Source organism: Pseudomonas citronellolis, from assembly GCF_029335315.1.
In the GTDB taxonomy this organism is placed as follows: Bacteria; Pseudomonadota; Gammaproteobacteria; order Pseudomonadales; family Pseudomonadaceae; genus Pseudomonas; species Pseudomonas citronellolis_A.
In genome coordinates this window covers 1-26,079 of the sequence record NZ_JARJLT010000380.1, presented here as the reverse complement: position 1 = coordinate 26,079, position 26,079 = coordinate 1, and the positions used below count along the sequence as shown (strand labels likewise).

The following is a 26,079-nucleotide window of genomic DNA, read 5'->3' as shown; positions in this document are numbered from 1 at the left end:
CGCGGGCCAACGAAGAATCCACGACGTACCTTGCCCTCGTCCGGAGCGTCCTGTGGAATTCGACTACATCATCGTTGGTGCCGGCTCTGCCGGCTGCGTACTGGCCAACCGTCTGAGCGCCGACCCCGGCGTGTCCGTGTGCCTGCTCGAAGCCGGGCCGGAAGACCGCTCGCCGCTGGTCCATGCGCCGGCCGGCATCGCCGCCATCCTGCCGACCCGCCACGTCAACTGGGCCTTCGACACCGTGCCGCAGCCGGGCCTGGGCGGCCGCGTCGGCTACCAGCCGCGCGGCAAGGTGCTGGGCGGCAGCAGCTCGATCAACGGGATGATCTACATCCGCGGCCACCGCAGCGACTTCGACGACTGGGCAGCGCTGGGCAACCCCGGCTGGTCGTTCGATGAGGTGCTGCCGTATTTCCGCAAGAGCGAGCGCCACCACGCCGGCGGCAGCGACTACCACGGCGGCCAGGGCGAGCTGTACGTGGGCAAGGTCAATGCCCACGTCGCCTCGCACGCCTTCATCGAGGCCGGCCTGCACGCCGGCCACCGCTACAACGAGGACTTCAACGGCGCCGAGCAGGAGGGCGTGGGCCATTACGAGGTGACCATCCGCGATGGCCGCCGCTGGAGCGCCGCCACCGCCTTCCTCAAGCCGATTCGTGGCAGCCGGAGCAACCTCACGGTGCTCACCGGCGCCCGCGCCGAGCGCATCCTGCTGCAGGGCAAGCAGGCCTGCGGCCTGCGCGTAACCCACAAGGGCCAGCACCTGGCGCTGCGCGCGCGCCGCGAAGTGCTGCTCAGCGCCGGGGTGTTCGGCAGTCCGCAGCTGCTGATGCTTTCGGGCATAGGCGCGGAAGCCGAGCTCAAGCCCCACGGGATCGCGATGGAACACGAGCTGCCGGGTGTGGGCCAGAACCTGCGCGACCACCCCGACGTGGTGCTCTGCTACCGCAGCCACGACACCTCGCTGCCGGGCTACTCGGTGCGCGGCGGCGCGCGCATGAGCGCCGCCCTGGCGCAATACCTGACGACCCACGGCGGCCCGCTGGCGAGCAACTTCGCCGAAGCCGGGGCCTTCCTGCGCACCGGCCCGGAGCAGAGCCGCCCGGACGTGCAGCTGCATTCGGTGGTCAGCCTGCTGGACAACCACAACCGCACGCTGCACTGGGGCCACGGTTTCAGCTGCCATGTCTGCGTGCTGCGCCCGAAGAGCGCCGGCAGCGTCGGCCTGCTGTCGGCCGACCCGGCCGCCGCGCCGCGCATCGACCCGAACATCCTCGGCCACGACGACGACGTGCAGACCCTGCTCAAGGGCTACCGCATGGCCCGCGAAATCTGCGAGCAGCGGCCGATGGCGCGCTTCGGCCTGAAGGACATGTACAGCGCCGGCCTGCACAGCGACGAGCAACTGATCGAGGTGCTGCGCCGCCGCACCGACACCATCTACCACCCGGTAGGCACCTGCCGCATGGGCCCGGACGAGGACGCGGTGGTCGACGCCCAGCTGAAGGTCCACGGCATCGAGGGCCTGCGCGTGGTCGACGCGTCGATCATGCCGACCCTGGTGGGCGGCAACACCAACGCCGCGGCGATCATGATCGCCGAGCGCGCCATGCAGTGGATCGGCGCGGCCTGAGGCGCGCTCAGCCCGCCGTCAGTGCCACGATGATCGGCCCGCAGACCGCCAGCAGCACGTTGGAGATCGCGTAGCACACGGTGAAACCGACCACCGGGGTGTTGCTGCCGGACTGTTCGAGGATGCGGTTCATCGATGCCGCCTCGGTCTGCGCGCCGGCCAGGGCGCCGAACAGGATCATCGGGTGCAGGCGCAGCACGTAGCGCCCGAAATACAGCGTGACCAGCGGCGGAATGAGCGTCACCAGGGCCCCGGCGAACAACAGCGCCAGGCCCTGTTCGCGGATCGCCGTCAGCGCCGCCGGGCCGGCCAGCAGGCCGACCACGGCGCCAAAGGCGGTCAGCCCGAATTCCGAGAACGCCCATTGCGCGGCCGGGGGCAGGGCGCCGACCTCCGGATGGCGCGAGTTGTACCAGCCCGTCAGCAGGCCGGCGAGCAGGATGCCGCCGCCGATGCCGAGCTCCACCGGGATCATGCCGATATGGGTGGACAGCAACCCGACCAGCGAGCCCAGCACCAGCCCCAGGCAGTGCAGGGCGATATCGCTCTTGTGGCTGGGCTCGCGGATGCGCCCCAGCTGCGCGGCCAGGGCCTCGACGCTGGCGGTGCGCCCGGTGAGGCTGATGACGTCGCCACGGCGCAGCACGGTTTCCGGCAGCAGCGGCAGCTCCAGCCCCTGCCGGGTGATGGTGGTGATGAAGCAACCCATGCGTTCGGCGCCGACCAGTTGGGTACGGATCTGGTGGATGGTGTGCCCGGACAGCGTATGCGACGTCAGGACGATATCCGCCGAACGGGTTGGGAAGGACATGCTTTCGACGTGATCCACCTCCGCGCCGATCCAGTGGCTCAGCGCGCCCGTCGCCTCGCGTAGCGCGTAGATGCCGAGGATGTCGCCGGCCACCAGGCGCAGCGCCGGGTCGCGCTCCAGTATCCGCCCGTCGCGCACCACCCGTTCCACGCTCAGCGCCGGATGCAGCGCCTCGACGTCCGCGATGCTCAGGCCAATGGCCGTCGGCGCCTCCAGCCGGTGGGCGCGCACCACGATGCGCAGGTAGGGGATGCTGATGGCGTGCTCCTCGCGCTCGATGCCCAGTTCGCGCTCCAGTTCCCGCGCCGAGGCGCGCAGGTCGACCCGCAGCAACCTGGGCGCGAGGGTGCCGACGAAAACGATCAGGCCGATGGTGCCGAACAGGTAGGTGATGGCGTAGGCCACCGCCATGTGGCTGTCGAGTTGCGCGCGGGCCGCCGCGTCGATCGGCAGCTGGGCGATGGCGCTGCTGGCGGTGCCCATGATCGCGGTGTCGGTGAGGGCCCCAGCGCCCAGGCCGGCGGTGAAGCCGGCATCAAAGCCGTAGAAGGCATTCATCGCCAGGATGGTGCCCAGGGCGGTGGCGCACAGCACCACCGACAGCAGCACCAGCTTCAGGGTGCCGCGATTCAGGCTGCCGAAGAACTCCGGGCCGCTCTTGAAGCCCACCGCATAGATGAACAGCGCGAAGAAAACCGCCTTGAGTTCATGGGGCACCTTCAGCCCGATCTGGCCGATCAGCAGCCCCATCAGCAGCGCGCCGGCCACCGAGCCCAGGTGGAAGCCGGCGATGTTCAACCGGCCCAGCAGCACGCCCAACGCGATGGCGAGGAACACGGCGATCTCGGGGTTGGCGCGCAACGTGGCGAGAGTGAACTCCAGCATCGCCGGTCTCCTTGGCGGTGGGTCTGGCGGGCCCGGTGCGGGGTGGTCTGCTGAGTATGGCCCGGCGTTCGGTACGCCGCTGTCGCGCAAAGCATCGGTTCGCCCGGCAACGCCGCCAGCTTCAGCTAGGCTTGCTTGCGTAGCCGTTCACCGCCTTCGAATTCGGAACCAGCGCGGACCTTCCATGCCCCAGGCCAGCGAGCTGATCATCTGTGAATACTGCGACGCCGTGTACCGGCGCGCCGAGTTGAACCGCCACCAGCGCGCCCTGTGCGTGCGCTGTGGCGGCGTGTTGCAGCGGCACAACCCGCTGGGCGTGCAGCAACGCCTGGCGCTGAGCATCACCGGCGCGGTGCTGCTGGCCTTCGCCAACCTCTACCCGGTGATGACCATCGGCATGAAGGGCATCAGCCACTCCGCCACGCTGTGGGATTCGGTGATGATCCTCAGCAACGGCGCCATCACCTTCATCGCCCTGGTCATGGCCCTGGCCATCATCTTCGCCCCGGTCCTGCAGGTGACGCTGCTCACCTGGGTGCTCGGCTTCGCCCTCGGCGGGCGCCGCGCGCCGGGCTTCGCCGGCTGCATGCGCGCGCTGGAAGGGCTGCGGCCGTGGAGCATGCTGGAGGTGTGCCTGCTCGGCGCCATGGTCGCGGTGATCAAGCTGGCCGGGCTGCTGGAGGTGATCCCCGGCATCGGCCTGGTGGCCCTGGCGGCGCTCAGCGTGCTGCTGCTGTACATCGCCGGGCGCGACATCCGCGATCTCTGGGAGCAGGTATGAGCGCGCCGCCGCTGGCCTCGGAGCTGAACCTGTGCCTGTGCCACGGTTGCGGCCACGCCTGCGACCTGACCAGCCACCCGACCCACCAGTGCGAGCGCTGCGGCGCGCCGCTGCACCCGCGCAAGCACGACTCCATCACCCGCGGCTGGGCGTTCCTGGTGGCGGCGCTGGTGTTCTACGTGCCGGCCAACCTGCTGCCGGTGATGCGCACCGAGATGCTCGGCCAGGGCATCGACAGCACCATCGGCGGCGGCGTGCTGGAGTTCTGGGAAGCCGGAGCCTGGGACATCGCACTGATCATTTTCATCGCCAGCATCGGGGTGCCGGCGATCAAGTTCTGCTCCCTCGGCCTGCTGCTCTACACCGCCCAGCACCGCAGCGCCTGGGCCCGCCGGCAGCGCTCGCAGCTGTACCGTTTCGTCGAGCTGATCGGCTACTGGTCGATGCTCGACGTGATGGTGGTGGCGCTGGTGGCGGCCCTGGTGCAACTGCGCGGGCTGGGCACCATCGAGCCGCGTCCGGGCATCCTGTTCTTCGGCATGGTGGTGGTGCTCACCATGTTCTCGGCGATGAGTTTCGAACCCCGGCTGATCTGGGATGAAGGTCCACTCGAGGGAGACCAAAGCGATGGCGCAGGACACCGATAGGTCGACGGAGCCGGGGCGCGCGGACGTGCGCACGCGGCGCTGGAACATATCGCTGGTGTGGATAGTGCCGATCATCGCGCTGCTGGTGGGCGCCTCCCTGGTGGTGCGCAGCTGGCTGCAGGAAGGGCCGACGATCAGCATTTCGTTCATGACCGGCGAGGGCCTGGAGGCGCACAAGACCCAGGTTAAATACCGCAGTGTGGTGATCGGCGAGGTGACCTCGGTGGAGCTGGCCCCGGACCGCAAGGGCGTGGTCACCAAGGTGCAGCTGTCCAAGGAAGCCGAATCCTTCGCCCGCCGCGGCGCGAAGTTCTGGGTGGTGCGGCCGCGCATCGGCGCTGGCGGCGTGTCCGGGGTCGACACCTTGCTGTCGGGCGCCTTCATCGGCGCCGACGCCGGCGAGGACGGCGCGCCCTCGCGCAGCTTCGTCGGCCTGGAATCGCCGCCGCCGATCACCTATGGCGAGGCCGGCAAGCGCTTCATGCTGACCGCCGACGACCTCGGCTCGCTGGATATCGGCGTGTCCATCTACTACCGCAAGATCCCGGTGGGGCAGGTGGTGACCTACGCCCTGCGCGAGGACGGCAAGGGCGTGGACATCGGCATCTTCATCAAGGCCCCCTACGACGCGTTCGTGACCCAGGACACGCGCTTCTGGAACGCCAGCGGGGTGGACCTGTCGGTGGACGCCAACGGCCTGAAGGTCAATACCGAATCGCTGTCCTCGGTGCTGATGGGCGGCCTGGCCTTCGGCGACCCGCCGTCCCCCGACGGCCCGGCGGAGGCCGCGGCCGACCAGCAGCGCTTCCGCCTGTTCGTCGACCGCGACAGCGCCATGGCGCCGCCCAGCGGCCTGGCGCAATACCTGCGCTTCCGCTTCGACCAGTCCATGCGTGGCCTGTCGGTGGGCGCGCCGGTGGAGTTCATGGGCGTGGCCTTCGGCAAGGTCACCTCGGTGCAGCTGGACTACGACGAGGTCAAGCAGAAGTTCCCGGTGATCGTCGACGCCGTGGTCTACCCGACGCGCCTGGGCCCGGTGCACCAGAAGATGCTCAAGGTGTTCGGCCACACGCCGGGCAGCGAGGCCGCGCACCGCTTGATCGGCACCTTCGTCGAGCACGGGCTGCGCGCCCAGGCGCGCAGCGGCAACCTGATCACCGGGCAGATGTACGTGTCGCTGGACTTCTACCCCGACGCGGCCAAGGTGCCCTTCGACTTCGCCGCCGACCCGATCGCCATTCCCACGGTGCCGGGCAGCCTCGACAAGCTGCAGGAGCAGTTGCAGGAGCTGGTCGAGCGCATCCGCAAACTGCCGCTGGAGCGTATCGCCAACAACCTCGACGGCAACCTGCGCGAGCTGCAAGGCAGCCTGAAGCAGTTCAACGGCAAGACCCTGCCGGGTGTCAGCAACACCCTGGACGAGGTGCGCAAGACGCTGCAGACGGCCAATTCGGCACTGGCCGAAGACTCGCCGCAGCGCGAGAAGCTCAGCGACACCCTGAACGAGCTGGACCGCATGTCGCGCTCGCTGCGCGACCTCTCGGACTACCTCGGCCGCCACCCCGAATCGCTGATCCGTGGCCGCGGCAAGGCCGCCGACGCCGACAACCTGCAGCACTGAGGAAGGAGAGAAGCAGATGCCGAAGCTGCCGAAGCTGCTCATCGCCGGGCTGGTCCCGCTGTTCTGGGGCTGCAGCAGCGCGCCCATCCACTACCACACCCTGGTGCCGTCGCAGCCGGGGCAGGGGAGTGCGAGTAACGTGCGCGTCGAACGCGTCGGCTTGCCGCCGCAGGTGGATCGCTCGCAGATGGTGGTGCGCCAGGGCGCCAGCGGCCTGGCGATCCTGGAAACCGAATGGTGGGGGGCGAACCTGGTGGACGAATTCCAGAACGCCCTGCAGGACCAGCTCGGTGGCCCGGCCAGCGCCACGCCACGCGCCAGCGTGCGAGTGGAGGTACAGCGTTTCGACTCGGTACCGGGCAACTACTCGCTGCTGGACGCCACCTGGCGCCTGAAGCGCAGCGGCGCCCAGGCCGACCTGACCTGCCGCACCAGCGTGCAGACCCCGGCGGACGCCAGCGTGGAAAAACTGGTGGCCGCGCACCAGGCCAACGTTCGCCAGCTCGCCAGCGCCATCGTCCAGGCCAGCAATAGCGGGCGTTGCCCGGCGCAGTAGTCCCGGTTCACGCTCAGATGTCCGGCTGACTGTAGGAGCGGACTCCGTCCGCGATGATCTGTGCCTATTGGCACTGATCGCGGATAAATCCACTCCTACCAAGCGTCCCCCCGTTCCGTCGTCCCCGCGAACGCGGGACGCGGCTCCATCGCGAACAGCGCTTGCGCTGGCCCGAAGGGGAATCATCCAGAGTCTCTGGGCTCCCGCGTTCGCGGGAGTGACAGGATTGGGCGCGTACGCAAGACAGTTGCTCCTACCGCGCAGGCAGGGGCGGCTTCTGTAGGAGCGGACTCCGTCCGCGATAGCCCCCGCTGGGGAATCGCGGATGAATCCGCTCCTACGAAAAGCAGCCCAAGACCCACATCCTACGAAGAGCGTCTCGGCGCAGTCGGCAAGACACGAAAAGGCGCGGCCCACAACATGCTGCAACGCCTTCGCGTCGATCGGCGCCGGCCGCGTGCGTTAACCTCCCCGGCTCCGAAGAAGTACAGGCCGCCCCGCGAGCGGCCCATGGACGCGAAGAGGAACCCGCCGTGAACCAAGCCCGCTACACCCCCGCCCAGATCACCCTGCACTGGCTCAGCGCCCTGCTGGTGCTGACCATCATTGCGCTGCCCTACGGCAAGGACCTGTTCGCCGGTCTGCTTGGCGGCGCCAGCGGCGTCTTCACCTTGCACAAGTCGCTGGGCCTGACCGTCCTGCTGCTGACCCTGCTGCGCGTGCTGCTACGCGCCCGCCACAGCGCGCCGCAGCTGCTGCCGGCCAGCGAGCGCGCCAACCTGCTGGCCGCCAGGGCCGGGCACGCCCTGCTCTATGCCCTGCTGATCCTGATGCCACTGAGCGGCCTGCTGTTCGGCAAGCGTCCGGTGAACCTGTTCTGGCTGCTGGAAATCCCGCCGCTGCCGCTGGGCGACGCCGCGCGCGACGCCGCCAAGCTGTTCCACGTGAGCGCCCAGTACCTGCTCTTCGCGCTGATCCTGGGCCACGCCGGCGCAGCCATCTGGCACCACCACGTGCGCCGCGACGGCGTGCTGCGCGCCATGCTGCCGGCTCGCGAGCAGGCCTGACGCCGCCCCCGGCCCGGCGCGCAACGCGCCGGGTCCCCACGCATCATCCCCATTCATCGCCCTGATCGTACTTCCGGGCGATACCGCCGCCCGCTCCCGACTTCCTATCCTCGCCTGGCCGGCGCCGCGTTCCGTGCCTCCCCTGATCCGACTGGAACGCGGTGGCCGGCACCCTATTGCCAACCACTGGAGCAGAGCATGCCCGCACCCGCCCCCTTCGATCTCGGCGGCAAGATCGCCTTCGTCTCCGGCGCCAGCCGTGGCATCGGCGAAGCCATCGCCCACCTGCTGGCCCGCCAGGGCGCCCATGTCATCGTCTCCAGTCGCCGACTGGAAGGCTGCCAGGCGGTGGCCGACGCCATCAACGCCGCCGGCGGCAAAGCCGATGCGGTGGCCTGCCACATCGGCGAGCCGGCACAGATCCAGGCGACCTTCGACTGGATTCGCGAGCGCTTCGGCCGGCTCGACATCCTGGTCAACAACGCCGCCACCAACCCGCAATACGGCCACGTGCTGGACACCGACCTGGCGGCCTTCCAGAAAACCGTCGACGTCAATATCCGTGGCTACTTCTACATGTCGCTGACGGCGGGCCAACTGATGCAGGAACAGGGCGGCGGCAGCATCATCAACGTCGCCTCGGTCAACGGCGTGAGCCCCGGCGACCTGCAGGGCATCTACTCGGTCACCAAGGCCGCGGTGATCAGCATGACCAAGGTCTTCGCCCGCGAGTGCGCGCCCTTCGGCATCCGTTGCAACGCGCTGCTGCCCGGCCCCACCGACACCAAGTTCGCCGCCGCCCTGGTGCAGAACCCGGTGGTGCTCGACGACATTCTCCAGCGGGTGCCGCTCAAGCGCGTGGCCAACCCCGAGGAGATGGCCGGCGCCGTGCTCTACCTGGCCAGCGATGCCTCCAGCTACACCACCGGCATCAGCCTGGCGGTGGATGGCGGCTACCTGCTCTGAACCGTACGTGAATGCGCGTTCCTCGTTACCGGGCCCAGGTCCGGTAGCGGCGTTTTCGCGGCATATCTGAAGGACACTTCCCACAACAAAAAGCGGCACTGAATGAAGGATCATTCACCGAACTGCTGGACCCCGCCGAAACCCGCGCCGGGCCTGCACTCATACCTTCTTCCGATCACCACTCGTACTTTTGCGCGCTTATCCGGGCGCGGCACTCCACATAGGTTGTGCATGCAGTTTCCCAATCGCCCGGAGCATCCGATGCCAACAATAACAAGATCTGCATTGTTCCAACCCCAGTTGCTCGCGCTGGCCGTCGCCCTGGGTGTCGCCGCCCCGGCCAAGGCCGTCAACTTCAACATCGGCGAAATCGAAGGCCAGCTCGACTCCTCGCTGTCTCTCGGCGCCAGCTGGAGTACCCAGAGCCCGGACCAGGACCTCATCGGTTACAACAATGGTGGCAACACTGCCACCCACACGACCGACGATGGCCGCTTGAACTTCAAGAAGGGCGAGACCTTCTCCAAGCTGTTCAAGGGCATTCATGACCTGGAACTGAAGTACGGCGACACCGGTCTTTTCGTGCGTGGCAAGTACTGGTACGACTTCGAACTCAAGGACGAGAGCCGGCCGTTCAAGGACATCAGCGACGACGGCCGCGACAAGAGCGCCCGCTCCTCCGGCGCGCAGCTGCTCGACGCCTTCGTCTACCACAACTACAACATCCAGAACCTGCCGGGCAGCGTGCGCCTGGGCAAGCAGGTGGTGAGCTGGGGCGAGAGCACCTTCATCCCCAACAGCATCAACAGCATCAACCCCATCGACGTCTCCGCCATCCGCCGCCCCGGCGCCGAGATCAAGGAAGCGTTGCTGCCGGTGAACATGTTCTACCTGTCGCAGAGCATCACCGACAGCTTCTCCGCCGAAGGCTTCTACCAGCTGGGCTGGGACAAGACGGTGCTGGACAACTGCGGCACCTTCTTCGGCACCGACGTGGTGCCCCACGGCTGCAACCTGAACAACGCCAACAACGCCGCGCCCGGCTTCGGCGCGCTGATGTCGCGCTTCGAACCCATCGCCGCGGCCCACGGCCAGGGCTTCATCGCCAACGACGAAGGGGTGATCCTGCCGCGCTCCGGCGATCGCGACCCGCGTGACAGCGGCCAGTGGGGCCTGGCCCTGCGCTTCATGACCGACGACGTCGAATACGGCGCCTACGCCATGAACTACCACAGCCGCAACCCCTACTACAGCAGCCAGACCGCCGGCCGTGACACCTTCGCCGCGCTGCCGCAGATCCTCCCGGCGGTGGGCGCCGCCTGCGGCGGCCGTCCGGGTTGCTCGTCGGTGGTCCAGGGCATGGCCCTGAGCACCGTGCTGGGCAACAGCAACTACTTCATCGAGTACCCCGAGGACATCCGCCTCTACGGTCTGAGCTTCGCCACCACCCTGCCCAGCGGCACCGCCTGGAACGGCGAGATCAGCTACCGGCCGAACATGCCGCTGCAGATCAACACGCCGGACATCTCCCTGGCGGTGCTCAACCCCCTCGCGCCGACCACCTCGCCGACCATTCCGACATCGCCCGGCGCGGTGAACCACGGTTACGAGCGCAAGCCGATGACCCAGGCGCAAACCACCCTCACCCACTTCTTCGAGCAGGTGCTGGGGGCCGACCGCCTGACCCTGGTCGGCGAGCTGGGCGTGACCCACCTGAGCAACCTGGAGCCGACCAGCGATATGCGCTTCGGGCGCTCCCCCGAGTACGGCCAGTGGACGCCTGGCAACAACCACGGCTTCTACACCAACACCTCCTGGGGCTATCGCGGCCGCGCCATCCTCGACTACAGCAACGCCATCGCCGGCATCAACCTGAAGCCGAACCTGGCCTGGTCCCACGACGTGGACGGCTACGGCCCGACCTTCAACGAAGGCGCCAAGGCCATCAGCCTCGGCCTGGATGCCGACTACCGCAACACCTACACCGCCAGCCTGTCGTACACCAACTTCTTCGGCGGCGATTACAACACCCTGATCGACCGCGACTTCGTCGCGCTCAGCGTCGGCGTGAACTTCTAACCGGACCATTGGCGAGAACCACAAGATGAACAAGACCCTCCAAGTGATCGGTGCCTTCACCCTGTCCCTGCTGGCCGGCAGCGTGCTGGCCGCGGTCTCGGCGGACGAAGCCGCCAAGCTCGGCACCAGCCTCACCCCGATGGGCGCGGAAAAGGCCGGCAATGCCGACGGCAGCATCCCCGCCTGGACCGGCGGCCTGGCGCAGAACGCCGCCCCGGTGGACGCCAACGGCTTCCTCGGCAACCCCTTCGCCAGCGAGAAGCCACTGTTCACCATCACCGCGCAGAACGTCGGGCAGTACCAGGCGAAACTCTCCGAAGGCCAGCTGGCGCTGTTCAAGCGCTATCCGGACTACAAGATGAACGTCTACCCGAGCCACCGCACCGAGGTGGTCCCCGCGTTCATCAACGAGGCCGCCAAGGTCAGCGCGGCGAAAACCAGCCTGGTGGAAGGCGGCAACGGCCTGCAGGGCTTCGCCGACAGCCGCTGGGTGGCCTTCCCGATTCCGCAGAACGGCCTGGAAGTGGTGTGGAACCACATCACCCGCTTCCGTGGCGTGAACATCCTGCGCGCCTCGGTCACCGCCGCGCCGCAGACCAATGGCGCCTTCACCGCGATCCGCTACGAGGAAGACCTGGCGGTGCCCAAGGGCATGGCCGACCTCGATGCGAAGGACGCCGAGAACCTCCTGTACTACTACAAGTCGCGTGTGACCGAGCCGGCACGCCTGGCCGGCAACGTGCTGCTCGTGCACGACTCCCTGGACCAGGTGAAGGAACCGCGCATGGCCTGGCAGTACAACGCCGGCCAGCGCCGCGTGCGCCGCGCCCCGCAGGTGGCCTACGACAGCCCGACCACTGAAGTCGATGGCCTGCGTACCTCCGACGGCCTGGACATGTACAACGGCGCACCGAACCGCTACGAGTGGAAGCTGGTGGGCAAGAAGGAAATCTACATCCCCTACAACAACTACGAGCTGGCCTCGCCGAAGCACAAGTACGACGAGATCCTCAAGGCCGGTCATATCAACCAGGACCTGGCGCGCTACGAGCTGCACCGCGTATGGGTGGTCGAGGCCAACCTGAAGTCCGGCGAGCGGCACATCTACGCCAAGCGCCGCTTCTATGTCGACGAGGACACCTGGAGCATCGCCCTGTCCGACCAGTATGACGGCCGCGGCCAACTGTGGCGCGTAGGCGAAGCGATGCTGACCCAGGACTACAAGCAGCAGGTGCCCTGGTACGCCATGGAATCGCTGTACGACATCATCTCCGGCCGTTACGCAGTCAGCGGCATGATGAACGAAGAGAAGAACTGGATCCGTTTCGGCGTGCCCTCTTCCGCCGCGAAATTCACCCCTGCGGCCCTGCGCAGCGACGGGGTGCGCTAAGCAGCAACCGTGGTTTTAGGCGACCTTCGGGTCGCCTTTTTTTTGCCCAGCCATCCGCCCGAGGCCACCCATGAACCCGGAAACCTCCTGTGATCGCCTGCAGCGTCTTCTGCAACTGCAGAAACAGGCGTTCCTGCATGACAGCTATCCCAGCGCCGAAACCCGCATCGAACGCATGTCGCAGGTGCCGCCGATGCTCTACCGCTATCGGCATCGCATTCTCGACGCCCTGGACGCCGACTTCGGCGGCCATTCGCGAACCCAGGGCGAACTTACCGAGATCATCGGCATGTTCGACCGCGCACGCTTCAACTGTGAACACGTCCGGCACTGGATGGAGCCGTGCCAGAGGTCGCTGGACGCCGCCAGCCACGGCGCCTCGCGGGCCTATGTCGAACACGCGCCGAAGGGGGTGGTGGGCAACCTGGTGGCCTGGAACTTCCCCTTCGACATCGGCCTGGGGCCGACCCTGGACGCCCTCGGCGCCGGCAACCGCGTCATCATCAAGCCCTCGGAGCTGACGCCCGCCTGCGGCCAGCTGCTGCAGGAGATGATCGCCGAGACCTTCGCCGAGGACCTGGTCGCGGTAGTCAACGGCGACCTGGAACTGGCCCGCCACTTCCCGGCCCTGCCCTGGGACCACCTGGTCTACACCGGCGGCGCGCGGGCCGCCCGCGAAGTGATGAAGGCCGCCGCCGAGCACCTGGTGCCGCTGACCCTCGAGCTGGGCGGCAAATGCCCGGCCATCGTCGGCGCGGACAAGGTCGCCAATGCCGAGTGCATCGCCACCATCGCCGGTGCCAAGGCCATCAAGCGCGGGCAGATGTGCGTCAGCGTCGACCACTGCCTGGTGCCCGAGGCGGGCCTGGAGGCCTTCGTCGAAGCACTGACCGTGCACATGCAACGTACCTTCGCCACCGACCAAGGCCGCGACCACGCCTGCGGCATCATCGACGCGCGGCACCAGGCGCGCCTGGAGCATCTACTGGAAGACGCTCGCCAGCGCGGCGCGCGCATCGTCCGCATCGGCGACGCAGTCGCCAGCGGCAGCCGCCACATGCCCTTCCACCTGGTCATCGAACCGAACGACGACTGCGCCATCATGGGCGAGGAAATCTTCGGCCCGCTGCTACCGATCAAGACCTACCGCAGCCACGCCGACCTGCTCGAGCGCCTGCGCGGCATGGAGCCACCGCTGGGCCTGTACCTGTTCTCCGACGACGACGGGTTCACCCGGAGCATCATCCGCAATACCCGCTCCGGCGGCGTGGCGCTGAACGCCGCGGTCATGCAGGCGGCGCTGCCATCGATGGGCTTCGGTGGCGTCGGCCCCAGCGGCATGGGCCGGCACCACGGCGAGGAAGGCTTCCGCGAGTTCTCCAACCCGCGAGGTTTCTACCAGCGTCTGCCCGGCGGCACCCTGGAACTGCTCACACCGCCCTATGGCGCGGGCACCCGCTCGCTGATCGAGGAGCACGTCTACGCACCGCTGGCGCGCGCACTCGGGGATGCGCCGGAATGAACGCACTGCCCTGCTCCATCGTCGACGCCCACATGCACCAATGGAACCCGCTGGCGACGCCGCACGCCGCCGCGGGGCTGATCCGCCTGCTCGGCCGAAGGCCACGCCTGCTGCACGCGGTGGCCCGGGCCCTGCAATCACGCGCCAACCTGGAGAGCCTGGGGCGCATCGAGCACTTCCTGGCGCCCTACCTGCCCGCCGACCACGCCGCCGACTTCGGCGCCTGGCCGGTGGACACGGTGGTGCACGTCGAAGCCGGCTGGCACGCGCTCAGCAACCTGGCGCTGGTCGACGAGACACGCTGGATCGCCCAGCTGCCGTTCGGCCAGGGCGGCCCGCAGTTGGGCGCCCTGGTGGTGAACGCCGACCCGCGCAAGCTGGATTTCGCCAACGCCCTGATCGAGCACCTGCAGGCCTGCGCGAAGGTGCGCGGCGTGCGGCGCATGGCCGCCTTCCACGCCGACCGCGGGATCAAGCGCTGGGCGACGCAGCCGCATCTGTACCTGGACCAGCGTTTCCAGGCCGGCTATGCGCGCCTGGCCGAACTGGGCCTGAGCTTCGACGCCTGGGTGTACTCGACCCAGTTGCCGGAACTCAGCGCCCTGGCCGCGCGCTTCCCCGAAGTGCGCCTGGTGCTGAACCACCTGGGCACCCCGGCCGGGGTGTTCGGCCCGGTGGGCCGGCATACCGGGCGCAGCGCCGGCGAACGCGAGGATATCTTCAAGCGCTGGCAGGACGATATCGCCGAGCTGGGGCAGTACCGCCACGTCCACGCCAAGCTCTCCGGCCTGCTGATGCCGGTGCTCGGCCACGCCTTCCACCGGCGTGGCGAGAAGGCCGGCGTGGCACAGTTGCAGGACTTGCTGGGGCCCTTCGTCGAGCACGCCCTGGCGGTGTTCGGCAGCCAGCGCCTGATGTTCGCCTCGAACTTTCCCATGGACAGCGTCAGCGCCAACCTGGCGGACATCATCGAGGCCAAGCGACGCCTGTTGGCCGGGCACGGCGAGGCGACGCTGCGCGCGGTGTTCCGCGACAACGCAGTGCGCTTCTACCGGCTGGGGGAATGAGCGATCGGGGCGCCGGATACTCTCCGGCGCCCCGCCGTCGCTAGCGGACCACGCTGACCTGCGGCAGGGCGTAGCTGCCATCGAGGATGCTGGCGTCCGGCTGGTACAGGCGCAGCAGCAGGTAGAAATCGCCCTTCGGCGCCGGCAGCCAGTTGGCCTGCTCCGCCGCGCCCGGCTGGCCATGCTGGATGGCGATGCTGATCGAGCCGTCCTTGGCGACCTGCAGGCCCGGCGTGTCGGAACCGACCTTGTAGCGGCCGATAGGGTTGTCCACCAGCATCTTGTCGCCGGCGTTGTAGATCGTCAGCGACCAGAACGCGCCCACCGGCGGCGTCTTGGCGAAGGTCAGGCGGTAGGTGTGTTCGCCATTGAGCGGCTTGCCCTGCTCGTCGGTGAAGCGGATCGGGTAGACCGCCTCCTCCGCCAGGTTGCCGCCCAGGTAGGCGCCGGCCATGACGGAGCGACCGGGGTAGTCGTAGCCGAACTCCCTGACCAGCGCCACGTTCCAGCCGTTGCGCAGCACGGTGGAAGTCATGGTGGCCTTGCCCGCCACCAGCAGGCCGTCAGCCAGCGCGCGCTTCAGTCCGCGCAGTTGCTCGGCGGTGAGCTTGCTGCGGTCGAAGCCGTGCTCGGGGCTGAGACCGATACGCACCAGCTGCCCCACCAGCGCCTGGTCCACGGTCTTCATGCGGTTGTGCTGCATGGCGTAGCCCAGGTGGGTGAAGAAGCCCAGCTCGTCGCCATCGATCGACGGCAGCGGCGGCAGGCTTTCCTGCGCCGGCACGTAGCCGGCCTTGCCCAGCTGGCTCAGCGGGCGCAGGTCGAACTGTTTCTGCAGCGCCAGCGCCGGCGCCAGGTCCTCGCCCTGGAGGATGCGCAGGCGGCCCCACAGCCAGACCTTGTCGGTGCTCACCGGCAGCGCCTGGACGTCCTTCGGCAGCTCGCCCTTCCAGCCCGGCGGCACCAGGGCGTAACGCCCGGCCCGGGTGCCGGTGGCGCGGCGGCCGATGTAGTGCTCGAGGTCGTGGTACATGTCGAAGACGTTGACCACGTAGTAGCGGTCGGCGGTGTCCGGCACGCTCAGCACGTAGGGCTCGTCCAGCTTGACCACCGCGCTCATGTACAAGGTGTCGTTGTTGGCCGTGGGCATGTCCTTGTCCACCGGGGTGGACAAGGCCGTGGCCCAGCCGATCCGGTTCAGCGGCGCGCGGTAGCTGGTCGGCGGCTTGTTCGCCGGAACCTCGATGTACTCGCGCAGCACACGCTCCAGACGCACCAGCGGGTAGCCCCAGGTGTAGGCCATCAGGCCGAGGTTGTAGGCGTCGATCTCCTGCGCCTGGGCGATCTTCTGCGGCGTCATCACCAGGCTGACCTGCGGGTCGGCGGGGCTTTGCGCGGCCTCGCTGTGCCCAGCGGCCAACGCGATGGCCACGCTCAGCGCGGGCAGTATCGTACGGGCGGATTTCATCATGGACGTCTCGCTCAGGGGTGAAACCGTGGCCGCCCTGCCCACGCTACAGCGCGGACAAGGGGATGGAGAGGGTCAGGTAGGTGGCGTCGCCTTCAAGGCGGTTGTAGGCGCCCTGCTCCTTGAAGGTCTTCACGCGCAGCGACCAGGGCACCGTGCCTGCGGCGGTCCAGGCCGCGGTCAGGCCGAGGGCGCGGGTGCGCCCCTTGAAGCCGCCGAGGGCTGCGCCGCGGCCGCTGTCGTCGGTCAGCTGGCGGTAGTGGTAGCCGAGCACGCCAGCGGAGAAACCCGAGGCGAAGTGCTGTTCGGCGCTCCACTCCAGATGCCCCTCGTTGCCGGTGCGATAGTCGGTGGCCGGATTGGCGGCGTTGAAGGTGACCCCGGCGCTCACCGACAGGTCCAGCCCCACCTTCGGGTCGAACCAGGTCAGCGAGGCGTAGGGGTCGGCCCCCCAGTGATTGAAGGCGACGTTGGCCAGGGCGCCGTCGTCGTAGTCGCCCGCCGGCACGTTGACCGCCACCCCGGCCTGCCAGTGGAAATTGCCCTGGTGCCAGCCCACCAGCGCCGACACTACCGGGTCGCCCACCGTGTAGTTGGAGTCCGCGACGTCCGAGGCCAGGCGCTGCCCGTGCGGCCCGCTCAGCTCGACGTCGACCTCGACCCGGGGCCCACCCAGCGGCTGGCTCCAGGCCAGCCCCAGGTTGCCGCCCAGCAGCTGCCAGGGCGTCGACCAGAGCAGCGTCGGCATTTCCAGCCAGGTGTCGACCTGGATGCCCGCCGCAAGTTGGCCGTTGAGGGGGAACTCCTTGCTCGCCGCCGCACTGCCGCTGTAGTAGATGACATCGTTCTGCAGGTACACCCCGGGCGGCGGCAAGGCGCCGGACATCGGGCTGCGCGAGCCGAGCAGGTAGAAGCCGACGCCGTTCTCGGCGGCGCTGGCCGCGCCACTCAACGCCGCCACTCCCGTCAGCGCCAGCAGGGCTTCGCGACACTTTCGCATTCCGCTCATGGCAGCAGATTGCTCCCCATGGCCACGCTGCCGCTGATGGCGGCGGAATACACGGTGGCGTTGGCGGCGGGCGCGTCGACCCGCTCGAAGTCGGGCATCTTGAAGCGCTTGTCGAACAGGTCGTCGGTGCCGCCGTAGAAGCGCAGCGCCGGCAATGGTCGCTTGCCGCTGGTGGGAATCCAGTTGGACTCCAGGCCCTTCGGTGCCTGCGGACCGACGTAGAGGGTCACGCTGCCGTCAGCGTTCTTCTTCATCTTGTCGAGGCCGTAGGAGTCCAGCGTGGTGCGATTCTGCGGGGTGTAGATGAAAGCCATGGTGGCGCGGTCGTAGACGGTCAGCGACCAGAACTGCTTCACCGGCATGGCGGTCGGCACCACCAGCTTGTAGGTGGCGCCCGCTTCCAGTGGCCGGCCCTGACTGTCGGCCATGGCCATCAGGTAGTAGGCCGCCGGGCGCTCGGGCACCTGCCGCGGCACCAGGGTGCACCAGAAGAACGCCAGGGCGCGGCCGTCGACATCGATGCTATCCGGATACTCGAAGCTGAAGCCGCGATTGGCATCGGGCAGCAACAGTGGCACGTACTGGCGGTCGGCCCAGAAGTAGTAGCTCCTGGGCAGGTTGTCGAAGCGCTGCTGCAGGTAGAACCAGACGTCCACCACGGCCTGGCGCATCGCCCGGCGGGTCTTCTCGTCCGGCTGGTAGGGCTTGCCCTGCTCGATCCCCAGCGACGCCAGCAGGCCGAGCATGTGCTTGTCCTCGGGGCGCACCGGCTCGTAGGTCAGGGTGTCGTGGAGCAGTTGGAAGTAACGATCGTCCTGCGGCAGCAGGGACGAATAGCGCTGCTCGATCGGGTCGACGAAGCGCTGCCGCGGCGGCTTGGCGGCCTGCGACAGGTAGTACATCTTCAGGCGCTTGGCATAGGCCTGGGCATCCGCCGCGCTCTTGCCCGGCGCACGCACCGAACGGAAAGCGAAGACGATGCGCCGGGTCGGCGACACCACCTGGCGGTAGCCGGCCGGCACCGTGCCCTTGAAGTCCGGGCCGGTGAGCAGCAACTTGTCGCCCCGGCCGGCGTCGATACCGGAGGGACCGATGTCGGCGATGGTGGTCTGCCAGGCATCCACCACCTGGCCATAGAGGCTGCCATCGGCACCGGCCGGCGGCACCTCCAGCACCACCGGCTCGCGCTTGAGGTCGGTGTAGGCGAAGACATAGGGCGTGGAGCTGTTGGCGGTCCAGGTCTCGAACTTCGGCGTGGCCGGGCCGGACATGGCGACGATGTCGTTGTCCTTCATGCCCAGCCCGCCCAGAGTCGCCTCGCGGCCGCCCTGGGTCTGCACCCTGGGCAGCGACCAGAGCACCGCCTCGAAGGCGCGCTGGTACTTCAGCTGGTAGTCGAAATCGCTCACCGAGGGCCGCGCACCTGCGGCGGGTTGCCCGCCGACCGGCTCAGCGGCGATGGATTCGGCTGCCTGGCCCTGCAGCGCGAAGGCCAGCAGCAGGGGCATCATCAAAGGTCTGCGAAGCATGTGGGGCTCCCCTGAAATGGCGGATGGGTCGCCGGCCACATCACACGCCGTGGCCGGCACGGGCTCAGCGGCGTTCCGCTTGCAGCGCCCTGGCCAGGGTCTGGTCGGTGATCCAGCGCATCAGCGAGCTGGTCTTGCGCGCCATGCCGCGCAGCAGGCGGGCACGCAAGCCCGGGGTGATCATGAACTCGCGCCGGCGCAGCCCGGCGAGGATGCCCTCCACGGCCTCTTCAACCGTCAGTATGCCGGCGGCGCCGTTGAGCGCCTCGGTGACCTTGCTGCCGTGCTGGCGCTCGTAGGTGAGCAGCGGCGTGGCGATCTCGCCGGGGCATATCACCGACACGTCGATGCCGTTGGGCTTCTGCTCCAGGCGCAGCACCTCGGCCAGGCCCACCACGCCGAACTTGGACGCGGAATAGGCGGCCTGGGTGTAGCCGCCCATGATTCCCGACAGCGAAGCCACCAGCGCCAGGTAGCCGCCGCGCTGCATGTGGCGCAGCACGCCGGCGGCGAAATTGCGGCTGCCGAACAGGTTGATGCGCACTACCAGCTCGAAGGTTTCCGCTGGCAGCTCGGTGAACAGCGCAGTGCGCAGGATGCCGGCGGAGTTGAAGGCGAAGTCCGGTACGCCGACCGTGCCCACCGCGGCCTCCACCGCGGCGTCGACTTCAGCGGTCTGGGTGATGTCGACGAGGAAAGCCTCGACCTTCTGCTGCGGGCGCTGGCACAGGGCGCGCAACTCATCGAGCACCGCCTTGTCCACTTTCAGGTCGAACAGCGCGAGGCTCGCGCCTTCGGCCGCCAGGGCCTTGGCGATCTGCAGGCCGATACCGCTGCCGCCGCCGGAAATGAAGGCGACACGCGGTGCCCCCTGGATCCACTGACTCATGCTTGTTTCCTCATACCCGATACCGTGGATGTGCCCGCTACTGACTCGCGCTGGGCACGGAAGTGTTCGTCGAGTTCCGCCATGGCCGCGGTAAAGTTCACCGGCGGCCGGTAACCCAGCAGGCGCTGGGCCTTGTCGGTGGAGAACTCGTTGGGCCCGCCCATCAACCGGTAGGTCTGCCGGGTCAGGTGCGGGCGCTGGGTCTGCTTGCGCAATTGGCCCCACCACTGCATGAACCCCGCCATGACCCAGGCCACCCCGTTGGGAATCGATTTGGGCGGCGCCGTCCCTGCCACCCGGGCCAGTTCCTCCAGGTAACCTTTCCAGGTCACGCCGAAGCCATCGGCGGCGATGAACACATCGCCATTGCAATGTTCCGAGCGCGCGGCGGCGATCAGCAGCGCCACCAGGTTGTTCACGTGCACCAGGCCGGCATCCCAGTCGCCGGAACCCAGCAGGCAGGGTTCGCCCGCGCGCAGTACCGTCACCAGCGAATTGACCCAGGGCATGCTGCCGACGCCGAACACGTTGGCCGGCCGCACGATGGTGCCCTTGAGCCCGCGCGCCACGCCCTCGCGGGTCACCCGCTCCTGTTCCTGCTTGCAGAACTCGTAGGCCGAGGATGGCTCGCCGATCGGGCTGCCCTCGTCCAGCCGGCCCTTGGCCAGGGCGCTGGCGAAGGCGCAGACGCTGGTGGTCACGACGAAGTGCGCGCCCCAGCCCAGGGCCAGGTCGATGGCGTGTTCGGTGCCCTTGACGGTGACCTCCACGTGCGACTGGGTGCTACCCCAGTCGCTGACCACCGCGGCCAGGTGGAAAATCGCGTCCACCCGGCCGATCCGCTCACGCAATTCCAGTAGCCGACGCACATCGCCGGTCACCACGCGAACGCGGTCGCCCCACTCCACCGGCACCGCTTCGCCGGGCATCATCAGGGCGACCACGGCCACCTGCTCCGCCAGCAACTGGCGCACCAGGTGGCGGCCGATGAAGCCGCCTGCACCAGTGACGAATGCACTGTGCAACTGGCTCATCTCATTCACCGAGGACGATGAGCTTGTCGCAGTTCTTGCCTTCGGCCGCGCACAGCGCGCGGTAAACCGCCAGCGCGGTCTTGGCGTCGAGGATGCGGATCACGTCGCCGTTCTCGTCGATGTCGACGTTGCTGCCGAAGATGGCGAACCACACGTCGGCGATCTCGCTGGCGTCTTCGCGCACGCGCAGGCTGTGCAGCGAGTGCGCCGGCTCGTAGAGGTAGGAACCGGCCTTGTTCACCTTGTCCGGGTATTCCTGGTAGAACCACTCGCCCTTCAGGGTGACGGCGAACACCGGGCCGGTGTGGTAGTGGGTGTCGACGCCGAAGCCGGGCTTCATGCGGGTGCGGTTGATCCACAGGTTCTGGTTCAGGTCCACGTGCAGCAGCTGAATGGTGGAGCCGTCGGGCAGGCTGACCCAGGGCAGGTCGTCCTCCAGCAGCAGGATCGCCTCGCGGGCGTGATCGCGGGATACCACGGGGGCATTCTGCATGGCGGCGAAGACTTGCATGGCAGCGGGGCTGAGCTGGCTCATCGGTAAAACTCCGGTCTTGTTGTTCTGGGCGCAATGGGCGCGCGGGAGGAACCGGCGGACGCGGAGCGACCGCCGGGGGTAATCACTTTTCGGCTTGCTTGATGATCTGTTCCTTGAGCTGTTCGAAGCTCAGCGACGAACCCTTCTGCGCCGGCGGGAAGTCCTTGAAGGTCTTCAGGTGCGCGACTATGGCGTCGGTCATCTGGTTGAACACGTAGGTCTTCTTCTGCAGCAGGTTGGCGCGCGGGCCGGGCGCCTGGTCGTAGCTTTCGAAGGGGTCCTGGCGGATGTTGAACAGCCAGGGAATTTCCAGCGTGGTGGTGGTGCCGTAGTAACCGTCGCGGGTGTAGAAGTGCGCCTTCCACTGGTCCAGGCGCACGGCCTGCAGACGGCTCTCGGCGTAGTAGAAGATCTCGTGGCGCGCCGACTGGTCGGTCTTGCCTTCCCAGTAGGCCAGGTTGTCCAGGCCATCGATGTAGTTCTTCTTCACCACGCCGGTGCCGAAGTCGTCGCCCTTGGCCAGGCGCTCGCGCACGTCGGGCATGCCGGCGGCCACGGCCAGGGTGGTGAACAGGTCCTCGTGGGACTGGATGCCATTGAGCTCCTCGCCCGCCGGCACGTGCCCCGGCCAGCGCAGCATCAGCGGCACCCGTACGCCGCCTTCCCAGGTGCTCATCTTGGTGCCGCGATACGGAGAGGTGGCGCCGAACGGGTAGGTCTCGTGCTCCGGACCGTTGTCGGTGGTGTAGATGACGATGGTGTTGTCGGCGATGCCCAGGTCATCGAGCTTCTTCAGTACCGTGCCGACATCTTCGTCATGCTGCAGCATGCCGGCGCAATGCTCGTCCTCGCCGCTGGTGAACTGCCGGCACTGGGCCAGGTACTTGTCCGGGGTGTGGGTGAACACGTGCATGCGCGTGGTGTTGATCCAGGTGAAGAACGGCTTCTTCTGCGCCACGGCCTTGTCCATGAACTTGAACGAGGCCTGGATCAACTCCTGGTCGACGGTTTCCATGCGCTTGCGGGTCAGCGGGCCGGTGTCCTCGCAACGCTGCTTGCCCCACTTGCCGAAGCGCGGATCGTCTCCAGCCGTCTCGCTGGTGGTGGCGTAGCAATGCAGCACGCCGCGCGGGCCGTAGCGTTTCTTGAACGCGGGGTCGGTCGGGTAATCGGCATCCTCCGGCTCCTCCTCGGTGTTGAGGTGGTAGAGGTTGCCGAAGAATTCGTCGAAGCCGTGCACCGTCGGCAGGTGCTCGTTGCGGTCGCCCAGGTGATTCTTGCCGAACTGGCCGCTGGTGTAGCCCTCGGTCTTGAGCACTTCGGCCAGGGTCACGGTCTGCGGCTTCAGGCCGAGCATGCCGCCCGGCTGGTTGACAGTGGTCATGCCCGAGCGGATCGGCAGCTGCCCGGTGATGAAGGCAGCTCGGCCAGCGGTGCAGCTGGGCTGCGCATAGTGGTCGCTGAAGATCGCGCCAGCCTTGGCGATGCTGTCGATGTTCGGCGTACGATAGCCCATGGCGCCGCGACTATAGGCGCTGAGGTTCCACATGCCGATATCGTCGCCGAAGATGACCACGATGTTGGGTTTCTCGGCGGCCTGTACCGTGTTGCCGAACAAGGGCGCGCCGAGGAGCGTCAGGGTGGAGGCCAGGCAGGCCGCGACTCGATAGAGGCGGGTCCGGATCATGGAGGGCGTTCTCGAATTATTATTAAGATGAGCGTGCGAACCGGCGGCCACCTTCCCCGCGGAGGGCGACCGGAGCCTTGCACCGAACGCCCACATGAGACGTCAAGAGGAATCCGCAAAACATGTCCGAAAGGGACAAAAACCGAACCAAAATGGCCACGCAGACCCAGCAGCGGCATCGCGGCGCGATGGGTCGGGTACTGGCCACTTTCCTCGGCGAATCCAGCGACGCCGAGGAATTCGATCGGACGCAACTGGAGCGGCTGTGGACGCGCGCCGCGCGCATCGATCCGGCCATCGGCCTGCACCTGTTCAGCCATTTCCGCGCCAGGGACCGCTTCATCCTGGTCTCGCTATCGCTTTGCAGCGCCACGGTCGGCGAGGCGTTGCGGCACTGGCAGCGCTTCTCGCGGCTGGGCTCGGACCTCGATCGCCTGCAGGTGGTCGCCACGGAAGGCGAAGTGGAACTGGAGGTGGAGATCGACGCCTCGGAACTCCTTCACCGCTACTACAGCGAGCACGCCCTGGTGATGACCATGACGCAGATGCGCGAAGGCTGCGTCACCCCCGTGCTGCCGCTACGCGCCGAGTTCGCCTACTCGCGACCGCCCTACCATGCCGAGTACCGGGACTGGTTCGGCCCGAACCTGCACTTCGGCTGCGAACGCACCCGCCTGGTCTTCGACCGCAGCCTGCTGGACGTACCGATGCGCGGCCATCACCCGGTGCTCGCCGAACTGATCGTCGAGGGCCTGGAACAGCGCCTGGCGCGCCTGCAGCAGTTCAGCGGAATAGCGGCGAAGGTGGCGCAGCACCTGCGCAGCGAGCTGGAGGACGGCACCCTGCCCAGCCTGGAAAGCGCCGCCACGGCGCTGCACCTGACCCCGCGCACCCTGCGCCGGCGCCTGCTGGAGCAGGGCCTGGGCTTCCGCCAGGTGCTGGACGCGGTGCGCACGGAGCTGGAGCAGTACCTGGAGCTTCAGGGGCTGGACCGCGAGCGCATCGCCACCCGCCTGGGCTACGCCGACAGCGCCGCCTACCAGCGTGCGCGCAAGCGCTGGCAGGGGCATGCGGATCCTGAATGAGCGCCTATCCGCGCGCTCTATGGGGCGCGACGGGCCTCAGCCCTCGCCGCCGGCGAGGGCCTCCAGGCGCGCGCGATCGAGGATGCTGATGCGCCCGTAGGCGTGCTCCACCAGGCCCTCGGCCTCCCAACGGTTGAGCACCTGGTTGACCCGCTGGCGAGTGGCGCCGATGAGCTGCGCCATGGCCTCCTGGGACAGCCGCAGGTCCAGGCTCAGGCCCTTCTCGCCAGTCACCCCGAAGCTCTCGCTCAGGCCCAGCAGGCGGCCGGCCAGGCGCTGCTCCAGCGACTGCGTGGAGAACGCGGAGAAAGCCACCAGCATGGCGCGCAGACGCGAGACTTCCAGTTCCAGCAGCATGCGCACCAGCGCCGGATGCCGGTCGCACAACTCGCCCAGCGCCAGCGGGCTGATGTGCAGCACCTGCGACGGAACCTGGGCGTAAGCGTCGTGCAGGCGCACGCTGCGATCGAGCTGCGAGACCTCTCCCAACCAGTTGCCGGGCTCGTAGAAGTTCAGCACGGCTTCCTGGCCATCGCGCGTGGTGTTGCTCAGGCGAATGACGCCCTGTAGCACGATGTACAGGCCATCCGGCGGCTCGCCGCAACGGAACAGCAGCTTGCCGGTGGCCAGCGCGCGCACGCTGGCGCGGGCCAGCAGGTCGTCGCGTGTCGGCGCAGGCAGGCCACCGAACCAGCGGCTGGCCATCAACATGGCGAGATGGGACTCCGACAGCAACGGGGGAAAGATCACGCCTGCAAACTCCTGCGACTCGGGCCAACGCCCACCATTATTCGGCCGCTCGGCGAGTACGCACAAGGCCCCCGCGATTGCCAATCGGGGGATGGCGCGGGCGCAGCGGCGCCTGGCCCACGGCGTCAAATCCGCGACAGTCAGCGAGCGACGGCTCGACTTAGCCTCGGACGCTTTCGACAACCACAAGAAGGAACCCGGCATGTCCCATGAACTCTCCCTCCCCGATGTACGCAAGCAGGTGAGCGATGAAGAATGGCAACTGCGCGTCGATCTCGCCGCCTGCTATCGGCTGGTGGCGTTGTACGGCTGGACCGACATGGTCTTCACCCACATCAGTGCCCGCGTCCCCGGTCCCGAGCACCACTTCCTGATCAACCCCTACGGCCTGATGTTCGATGAAATCACCGCTTCCAACCTGGTGAAGATCGACCAGGACGGCAACAAGGTGCTCGACAGCCCCTACGATGCCAACCGCGCCGGCTTCGTCATCCATAGCGCCATCCATGCCGCGCGCCACGACATCCAGTGCGTGCTGCATACCCACACCCGCGCCGGCGTCGCGGTCAGCGCCCAGGAAGGCGGCGTGCTGCCGATCAGCCAGCAGTCCACCTTCGTGCTGTCCTCGCTGGCCTATCACGACTACGAAGGCGTGGCCCTGCGCGACGACGAGAAACCGCGCCTGCAGGCCGACCTCGGCGACAAGCTGTTCTTCATGCTGCGCAACCACGGCCTGCTGACCGTCGGTCGCAGCGTCGCCGACGCCTTCCTCAACATGTACACCTTCGAGACCACCTGCCAGATCCAGCTGGCGGCGCAGGCCGGCGGCAAGCTGATCAACGTCGACCCGCAGATCATCGAGGGCGTGGCCGAGGTGGTCGACAAGCAGACCGGCGGCCAGGGCGGCGGCTTCGTCTGGCCGGCGCTGCTGCGCAAGCTCGACCGTATCGACACCAGCTACCGCGACTGAGGCCCGGAGCATGAGCGCCCTTCCCTGCATCGCCCTGTCGCGCCAGGTGCCCGATGCGCTGTTGGGAAACCTGCGCGCCGAGGCTGCCCTGCGCA

Annotated in this window: 22 protein-coding genes; 13 read left to right on the top strand and 9 right to left on the bottom strand. The window is 67.9% G+C overall.

The window, feature by feature from the left end:
* Positions 1–52: 52 nt before the first annotated feature.
* Positions 53–1,636: a GMC family oxidoreductase gene (locus P3W75_RS28700; RefSeq protein WP_276230712.1), complete on the top strand. Its 1,584-nt coding sequence runs from the start codon at positions 53–55 to the stop codon at positions 1,634–1,636.
* 7 nt (positions 1,637–1,643) lie between these two features.
* Here P3W75_RS28700 and aspT read toward each other — a convergent pair whose 3' ends face one another.
* Positions 1,644–3,332, bottom strand: a complete 1,689-nt coding sequence (aspT, locus tag P3W75_RS28695) for an aspartate-alanine antiporter (protein WP_276230711.1) — start codon at positions 3,330–3,332, stop codon at positions 1,644–1,646.
* Positions 3,333–3,516: 184 nt separating this feature from the next.
* Here aspT and P3W75_RS28690 point away from each other — a divergent pair, with 184 nt between their 5' ends.
* From P3W75_RS28690 to P3W75_RS28645, 10 genes are all read left to right on the top strand, one after another.
* Positions 3,517–4,113: a paraquat-inducible protein A gene (locus tag P3W75_RS28690; RefSeq protein WP_276230710.1), complete on the top strand. Its 597-nt coding sequence runs from the start codon at positions 3,517–3,519 to the stop codon at positions 4,111–4,113.
* A complete protein-coding gene (locus tag P3W75_RS28685; RefSeq protein WP_276230709.1) occupies positions 4,110–4,760 on the top strand; it encodes a paraquat-inducible protein A in 651 nt (216 codons plus the stop codon). The genes P3W75_RS28690 and P3W75_RS28685 overlap by 4 nt, the downstream gene beginning before the upstream one ends.
* The gene (locus tag P3W75_RS28680; RefSeq protein WP_276230708.1) at positions 4,741–6,381 is read left to right on the top strand and encodes an intermembrane transport protein PqiB; all 1,641 of its coding nucleotides are present in this window, start codon (positions 4,741–4,743) and stop codon (positions 6,379–6,381) included. The genes P3W75_RS28685 and P3W75_RS28680 overlap by 20 nt, the downstream gene beginning before the upstream one ends.
* A 16-nt stretch (positions 6,382–6,397) precedes the next feature.
* Positions 6,398–6,937, top strand: coding sequence for a PqiC family protein (locus tag P3W75_RS28675; protein ID WP_276230707.1), 540 nt, complete (start codon positions 6,398–6,400; stop codon positions 6,935–6,937).
* 533 nt (positions 6,938–7,470) lie between these two features.
* Positions 7,471–8,004 carry a cytochrome b gene (locus tag P3W75_RS28670; protein ID WP_276230706.1) on the top strand — a complete coding sequence of 178 codons (534 nt, stop codon included), beginning with the start codon at positions 7,471–7,473 and terminating at the stop codon, positions 8,002–8,004.
* 198 nt (positions 8,005–8,202) lie between these two features.
* Positions 8,203–8,970, top strand: a complete 768-nt coding sequence (locus tag P3W75_RS28665) for an SDR family oxidoreductase (RefSeq protein ID WP_276230705.1) — start codon at positions 8,203–8,205, stop codon at positions 8,968–8,970.
* Between the two features lie 261 nt (positions 8,971–9,231).
* The gene (locus P3W75_RS28660) at positions 9,232–11,049 is read left to right on the top strand and encodes a DUF1302 domain-containing protein (protein WP_276230704.1); all 1,818 of its coding nucleotides are present in this window, start codon (positions 9,232–9,234) and stop codon (positions 11,047–11,049) included.
* A 25-nt stretch (positions 11,050–11,074) separates the two neighbouring features.
* Positions 11,075–12,439, top strand: coding sequence for a DUF1329 domain-containing protein (locus P3W75_RS28655; RefSeq protein ID WP_276230703.1), 1,365 nt, complete (start codon positions 11,075–11,077; stop codon positions 12,437–12,439).
* Positions 12,440–12,509: 70 nt separating this feature from the next.
* Entirely contained in the window at positions 12,510–13,961 is a 1,452-nt protein-coding gene (locus P3W75_RS28650; protein WP_276230702.1) for an aldehyde dehydrogenase family protein, read from the top strand.
* Positions 13,958–15,028, top strand: coding sequence for an amidohydrolase family protein (locus P3W75_RS28645; RefSeq protein WP_276230701.1), 1,071 nt, complete (start codon positions 13,958–13,960; stop codon positions 15,026–15,028). Before P3W75_RS28650 ends, P3W75_RS28645 begins: the two co-directional genes overlap by 4 nt.
* A 40-nt stretch (positions 15,029–15,068) precedes the next feature.
* On the opposite strand, the gene P3W75_RS28640 is transcribed toward P3W75_RS28645, so the two are convergent.
* From P3W75_RS28640 to P3W75_RS28610, 7 genes are all read right to left on the bottom strand, one after another.
* A complete protein-coding gene (locus P3W75_RS28640; protein ID WP_276230700.1) occupies positions 15,069–16,499 on the bottom strand; it encodes a DUF1254 domain-containing protein in 1,431 nt (476 codons plus the stop codon).
* A 43-nt stretch (positions 16,500–16,542) separates the two neighbouring features.
* The gene (locus tag P3W75_RS28635; RefSeq protein WP_276230699.1) at positions 16,543–17,505 is read right to left on the bottom strand and encodes a SphA family protein; all 963 of its coding nucleotides are present in this window, start codon (positions 17,503–17,505) and stop codon (positions 16,543–16,545) included.
* Positions 17,502–19,034, bottom strand: a complete 1,533-nt coding sequence (locus tag P3W75_RS28630) for a DUF1254 domain-containing protein (RefSeq protein WP_276230698.1) — start codon at positions 19,032–19,034, stop codon at positions 17,502–17,504. Before P3W75_RS28630 ends, P3W75_RS28635 begins: the two co-directional genes overlap by 4 nt.
* Before the next feature lie 64 nt (positions 19,035–19,098).
* The gene (locus P3W75_RS28625) at positions 19,099–19,923 is read right to left on the bottom strand and encodes an SDR family NAD(P)-dependent oxidoreductase (RefSeq protein WP_276230697.1); all 825 of its coding nucleotides are present in this window, start codon (positions 19,921–19,923) and stop codon (positions 19,099–19,101) included.
* Positions 19,920–20,957: an NAD-dependent epimerase/dehydratase family protein gene (locus tag P3W75_RS28620; RefSeq protein WP_276230696.1), complete on the bottom strand. Its 1,038-nt coding sequence runs from the start codon at positions 20,955–20,957 to the stop codon at positions 19,920–19,922. Before P3W75_RS28620 ends, P3W75_RS28625 begins: the two co-directional genes overlap by 4 nt.
* Position 20,958: 1 nt before the next feature.
* On the bottom strand, positions 20,959–21,492 hold the full coding sequence (locus tag P3W75_RS28615; RefSeq protein ID WP_276230695.1) for a 2,4'-dihydroxyacetophenone dioxygenase family protein: 534 nt from the start codon (positions 21,490–21,492) through the stop codon (positions 20,959–20,961).
* 82 nt (positions 21,493–21,574) lie between these two features.
* A complete protein-coding gene (locus tag P3W75_RS28610; RefSeq protein WP_276230694.1) occupies positions 21,575–23,179 on the bottom strand; it encodes an arylsulfatase in 1,605 nt (534 codons plus the stop codon).
* 152 nt (positions 23,180–23,331) lie between these two features.
* Here P3W75_RS28610 and P3W75_RS28605 point away from each other — a divergent pair, with 152 nt between their 5' ends.
* Positions 23,332–24,264, top strand: a complete 933-nt coding sequence (locus P3W75_RS28605; RefSeq protein ID WP_276230693.1) for an AraC family transcriptional regulator — start codon at positions 23,332–23,334, stop codon at positions 24,262–24,264.
* 36 nt (positions 24,265–24,300) lie between these two features.
* Here P3W75_RS28605 and P3W75_RS28600 read toward each other — a convergent pair whose 3' ends face one another.
* Positions 24,301–25,014, bottom strand: coding sequence for a Crp/Fnr family transcriptional regulator (locus P3W75_RS28600; RefSeq protein WP_276230692.1), 714 nt, complete (start codon positions 25,012–25,014; stop codon positions 24,301–24,303).
* A 202-nt stretch (positions 25,015–25,216) separates the two neighbouring features.
* Between P3W75_RS28600 and P3W75_RS28595 the strand changes: the two genes are divergently transcribed.
* Positions 25,217–25,984, top strand: a complete 768-nt coding sequence (locus tag P3W75_RS28595) for a class II aldolase/adducin family protein (RefSeq protein WP_276230691.1) — start codon at positions 25,217–25,219, stop codon at positions 25,982–25,984.
* Positions 25,985–26,079: the final 95 nt, after the last annotated feature.

Excerpts from the sequence above, each read along its gene's own strand:
- P3W75_RS28645 (WP_276230701.1), top strand. The coding sequence starts at position 13,958 with ATGAACGCACTGCCCTGCTCCATCGTCGACGCCCACATGCACCAATGG.
- P3W75_RS28665 (WP_276230705.1), top strand. The coding sequence starts at position 8,203 with ATGCCCGCACCCGCCCCCTTCGATCTCGGCGGCAAGATCGCCTTCGTC.
- P3W75_RS28605 (WP_276230693.1), top strand. The coding sequence starts at position 23,332 with ATGGCCACGCAGACCCAGCAGCGGCATCGCGGCGCGATGGGTCGGGTA.
- P3W75_RS28680 (WP_276230708.1), top strand. The coding sequence starts at position 4,741 with ATGGCGCAGGACACCGATAGGTCGACGGAGCCGGGGCGCGCGGACGTG.
- P3W75_RS28655 (WP_276230703.1), top strand. The coding sequence starts at position 11,075 with ATGAACAAGACCCTCCAAGTGATCGGTGCCTTCACCCTGTCCCTGCTG.
- P3W75_RS28620 (WP_276230696.1), bottom strand. The coding sequence starts at position 20,957 with ATGAGCCAGTTGCACAGTGCATTCGTCACTGGTGCAGGCGGCTTCATC.
- P3W75_RS28630 (WP_276230698.1), bottom strand. The coding sequence starts at position 19,034 with ATGCTTCGCAGACCTTTGATGATGCCCCTGCTGCTGGCCTTCGCGCTG.
- P3W75_RS28610 (WP_276230694.1), bottom strand. The coding sequence starts at position 23,179 with ATGATCCGGACCCGCCTCTATCGAGTCGCGGCCTGCCTGGCCTCCACC.
- P3W75_RS28650 (WP_276230702.1), top strand. The coding sequence starts at position 12,510 with ATGAACCCGGAAACCTCCTGTGATCGCCTGCAGCGTCTTCTGCAACTG.
- P3W75_RS28640 (WP_276230700.1), bottom strand. The coding sequence starts at position 16,499 with ATGATGAAATCCGCCCGTACGATACTGCCCGCGCTGAGCGTGGCCATC.
- P3W75_RS28625 (WP_276230697.1), bottom strand. The coding sequence starts at position 19,923 with ATGAGTCAGTGGATCCAGGGGGCACCGCGTGTCGCCTTCATTTCCGGC.
- aspT (WP_276230711.1), bottom strand. The coding sequence starts at position 3,332 with ATGCTGGAGTTCACTCTCGCCACGTTGCGCGCCAACCCCGAGATCGCC.
- P3W75_RS28635 (WP_276230699.1), bottom strand. The coding sequence starts at position 17,505 with ATGAGCGGAATGCGAAAGTGTCGCGAAGCCCTGCTGGCGCTGACGGGA.
- P3W75_RS28675 (WP_276230707.1), top strand. The coding sequence starts at position 6,398 with ATGCCGAAGCTGCCGAAGCTGCTCATCGCCGGGCTGGTCCCGCTGTTC.
- P3W75_RS28660 (WP_276230704.1), top strand. The coding sequence starts at position 9,232 with ATGCCAACAATAACAAGATCTGCATTGTTCCAACCCCAGTTGCTCGCG.
- P3W75_RS28595 (WP_276230691.1), top strand. The coding sequence starts at position 25,217 with ATGTCCCATGAACTCTCCCTCCCCGATGTACGCAAGCAGGTGAGCGAT.
- P3W75_RS28615 (WP_276230695.1), bottom strand. The coding sequence starts at position 21,492 with ATGAGCCAGCTCAGCCCCGCTGCCATGCAAGTCTTCGCCGCCATGCAG.
- P3W75_RS28690 (WP_276230710.1), top strand. The coding sequence starts at position 3,517 with ATGCCCCAGGCCAGCGAGCTGATCATCTGTGAATACTGCGACGCCGTG.
- P3W75_RS28685 (WP_276230709.1), top strand. The coding sequence starts at position 4,110 with ATGAGCGCGCCGCCGCTGGCCTCGGAGCTGAACCTGTGCCTGTGCCAC.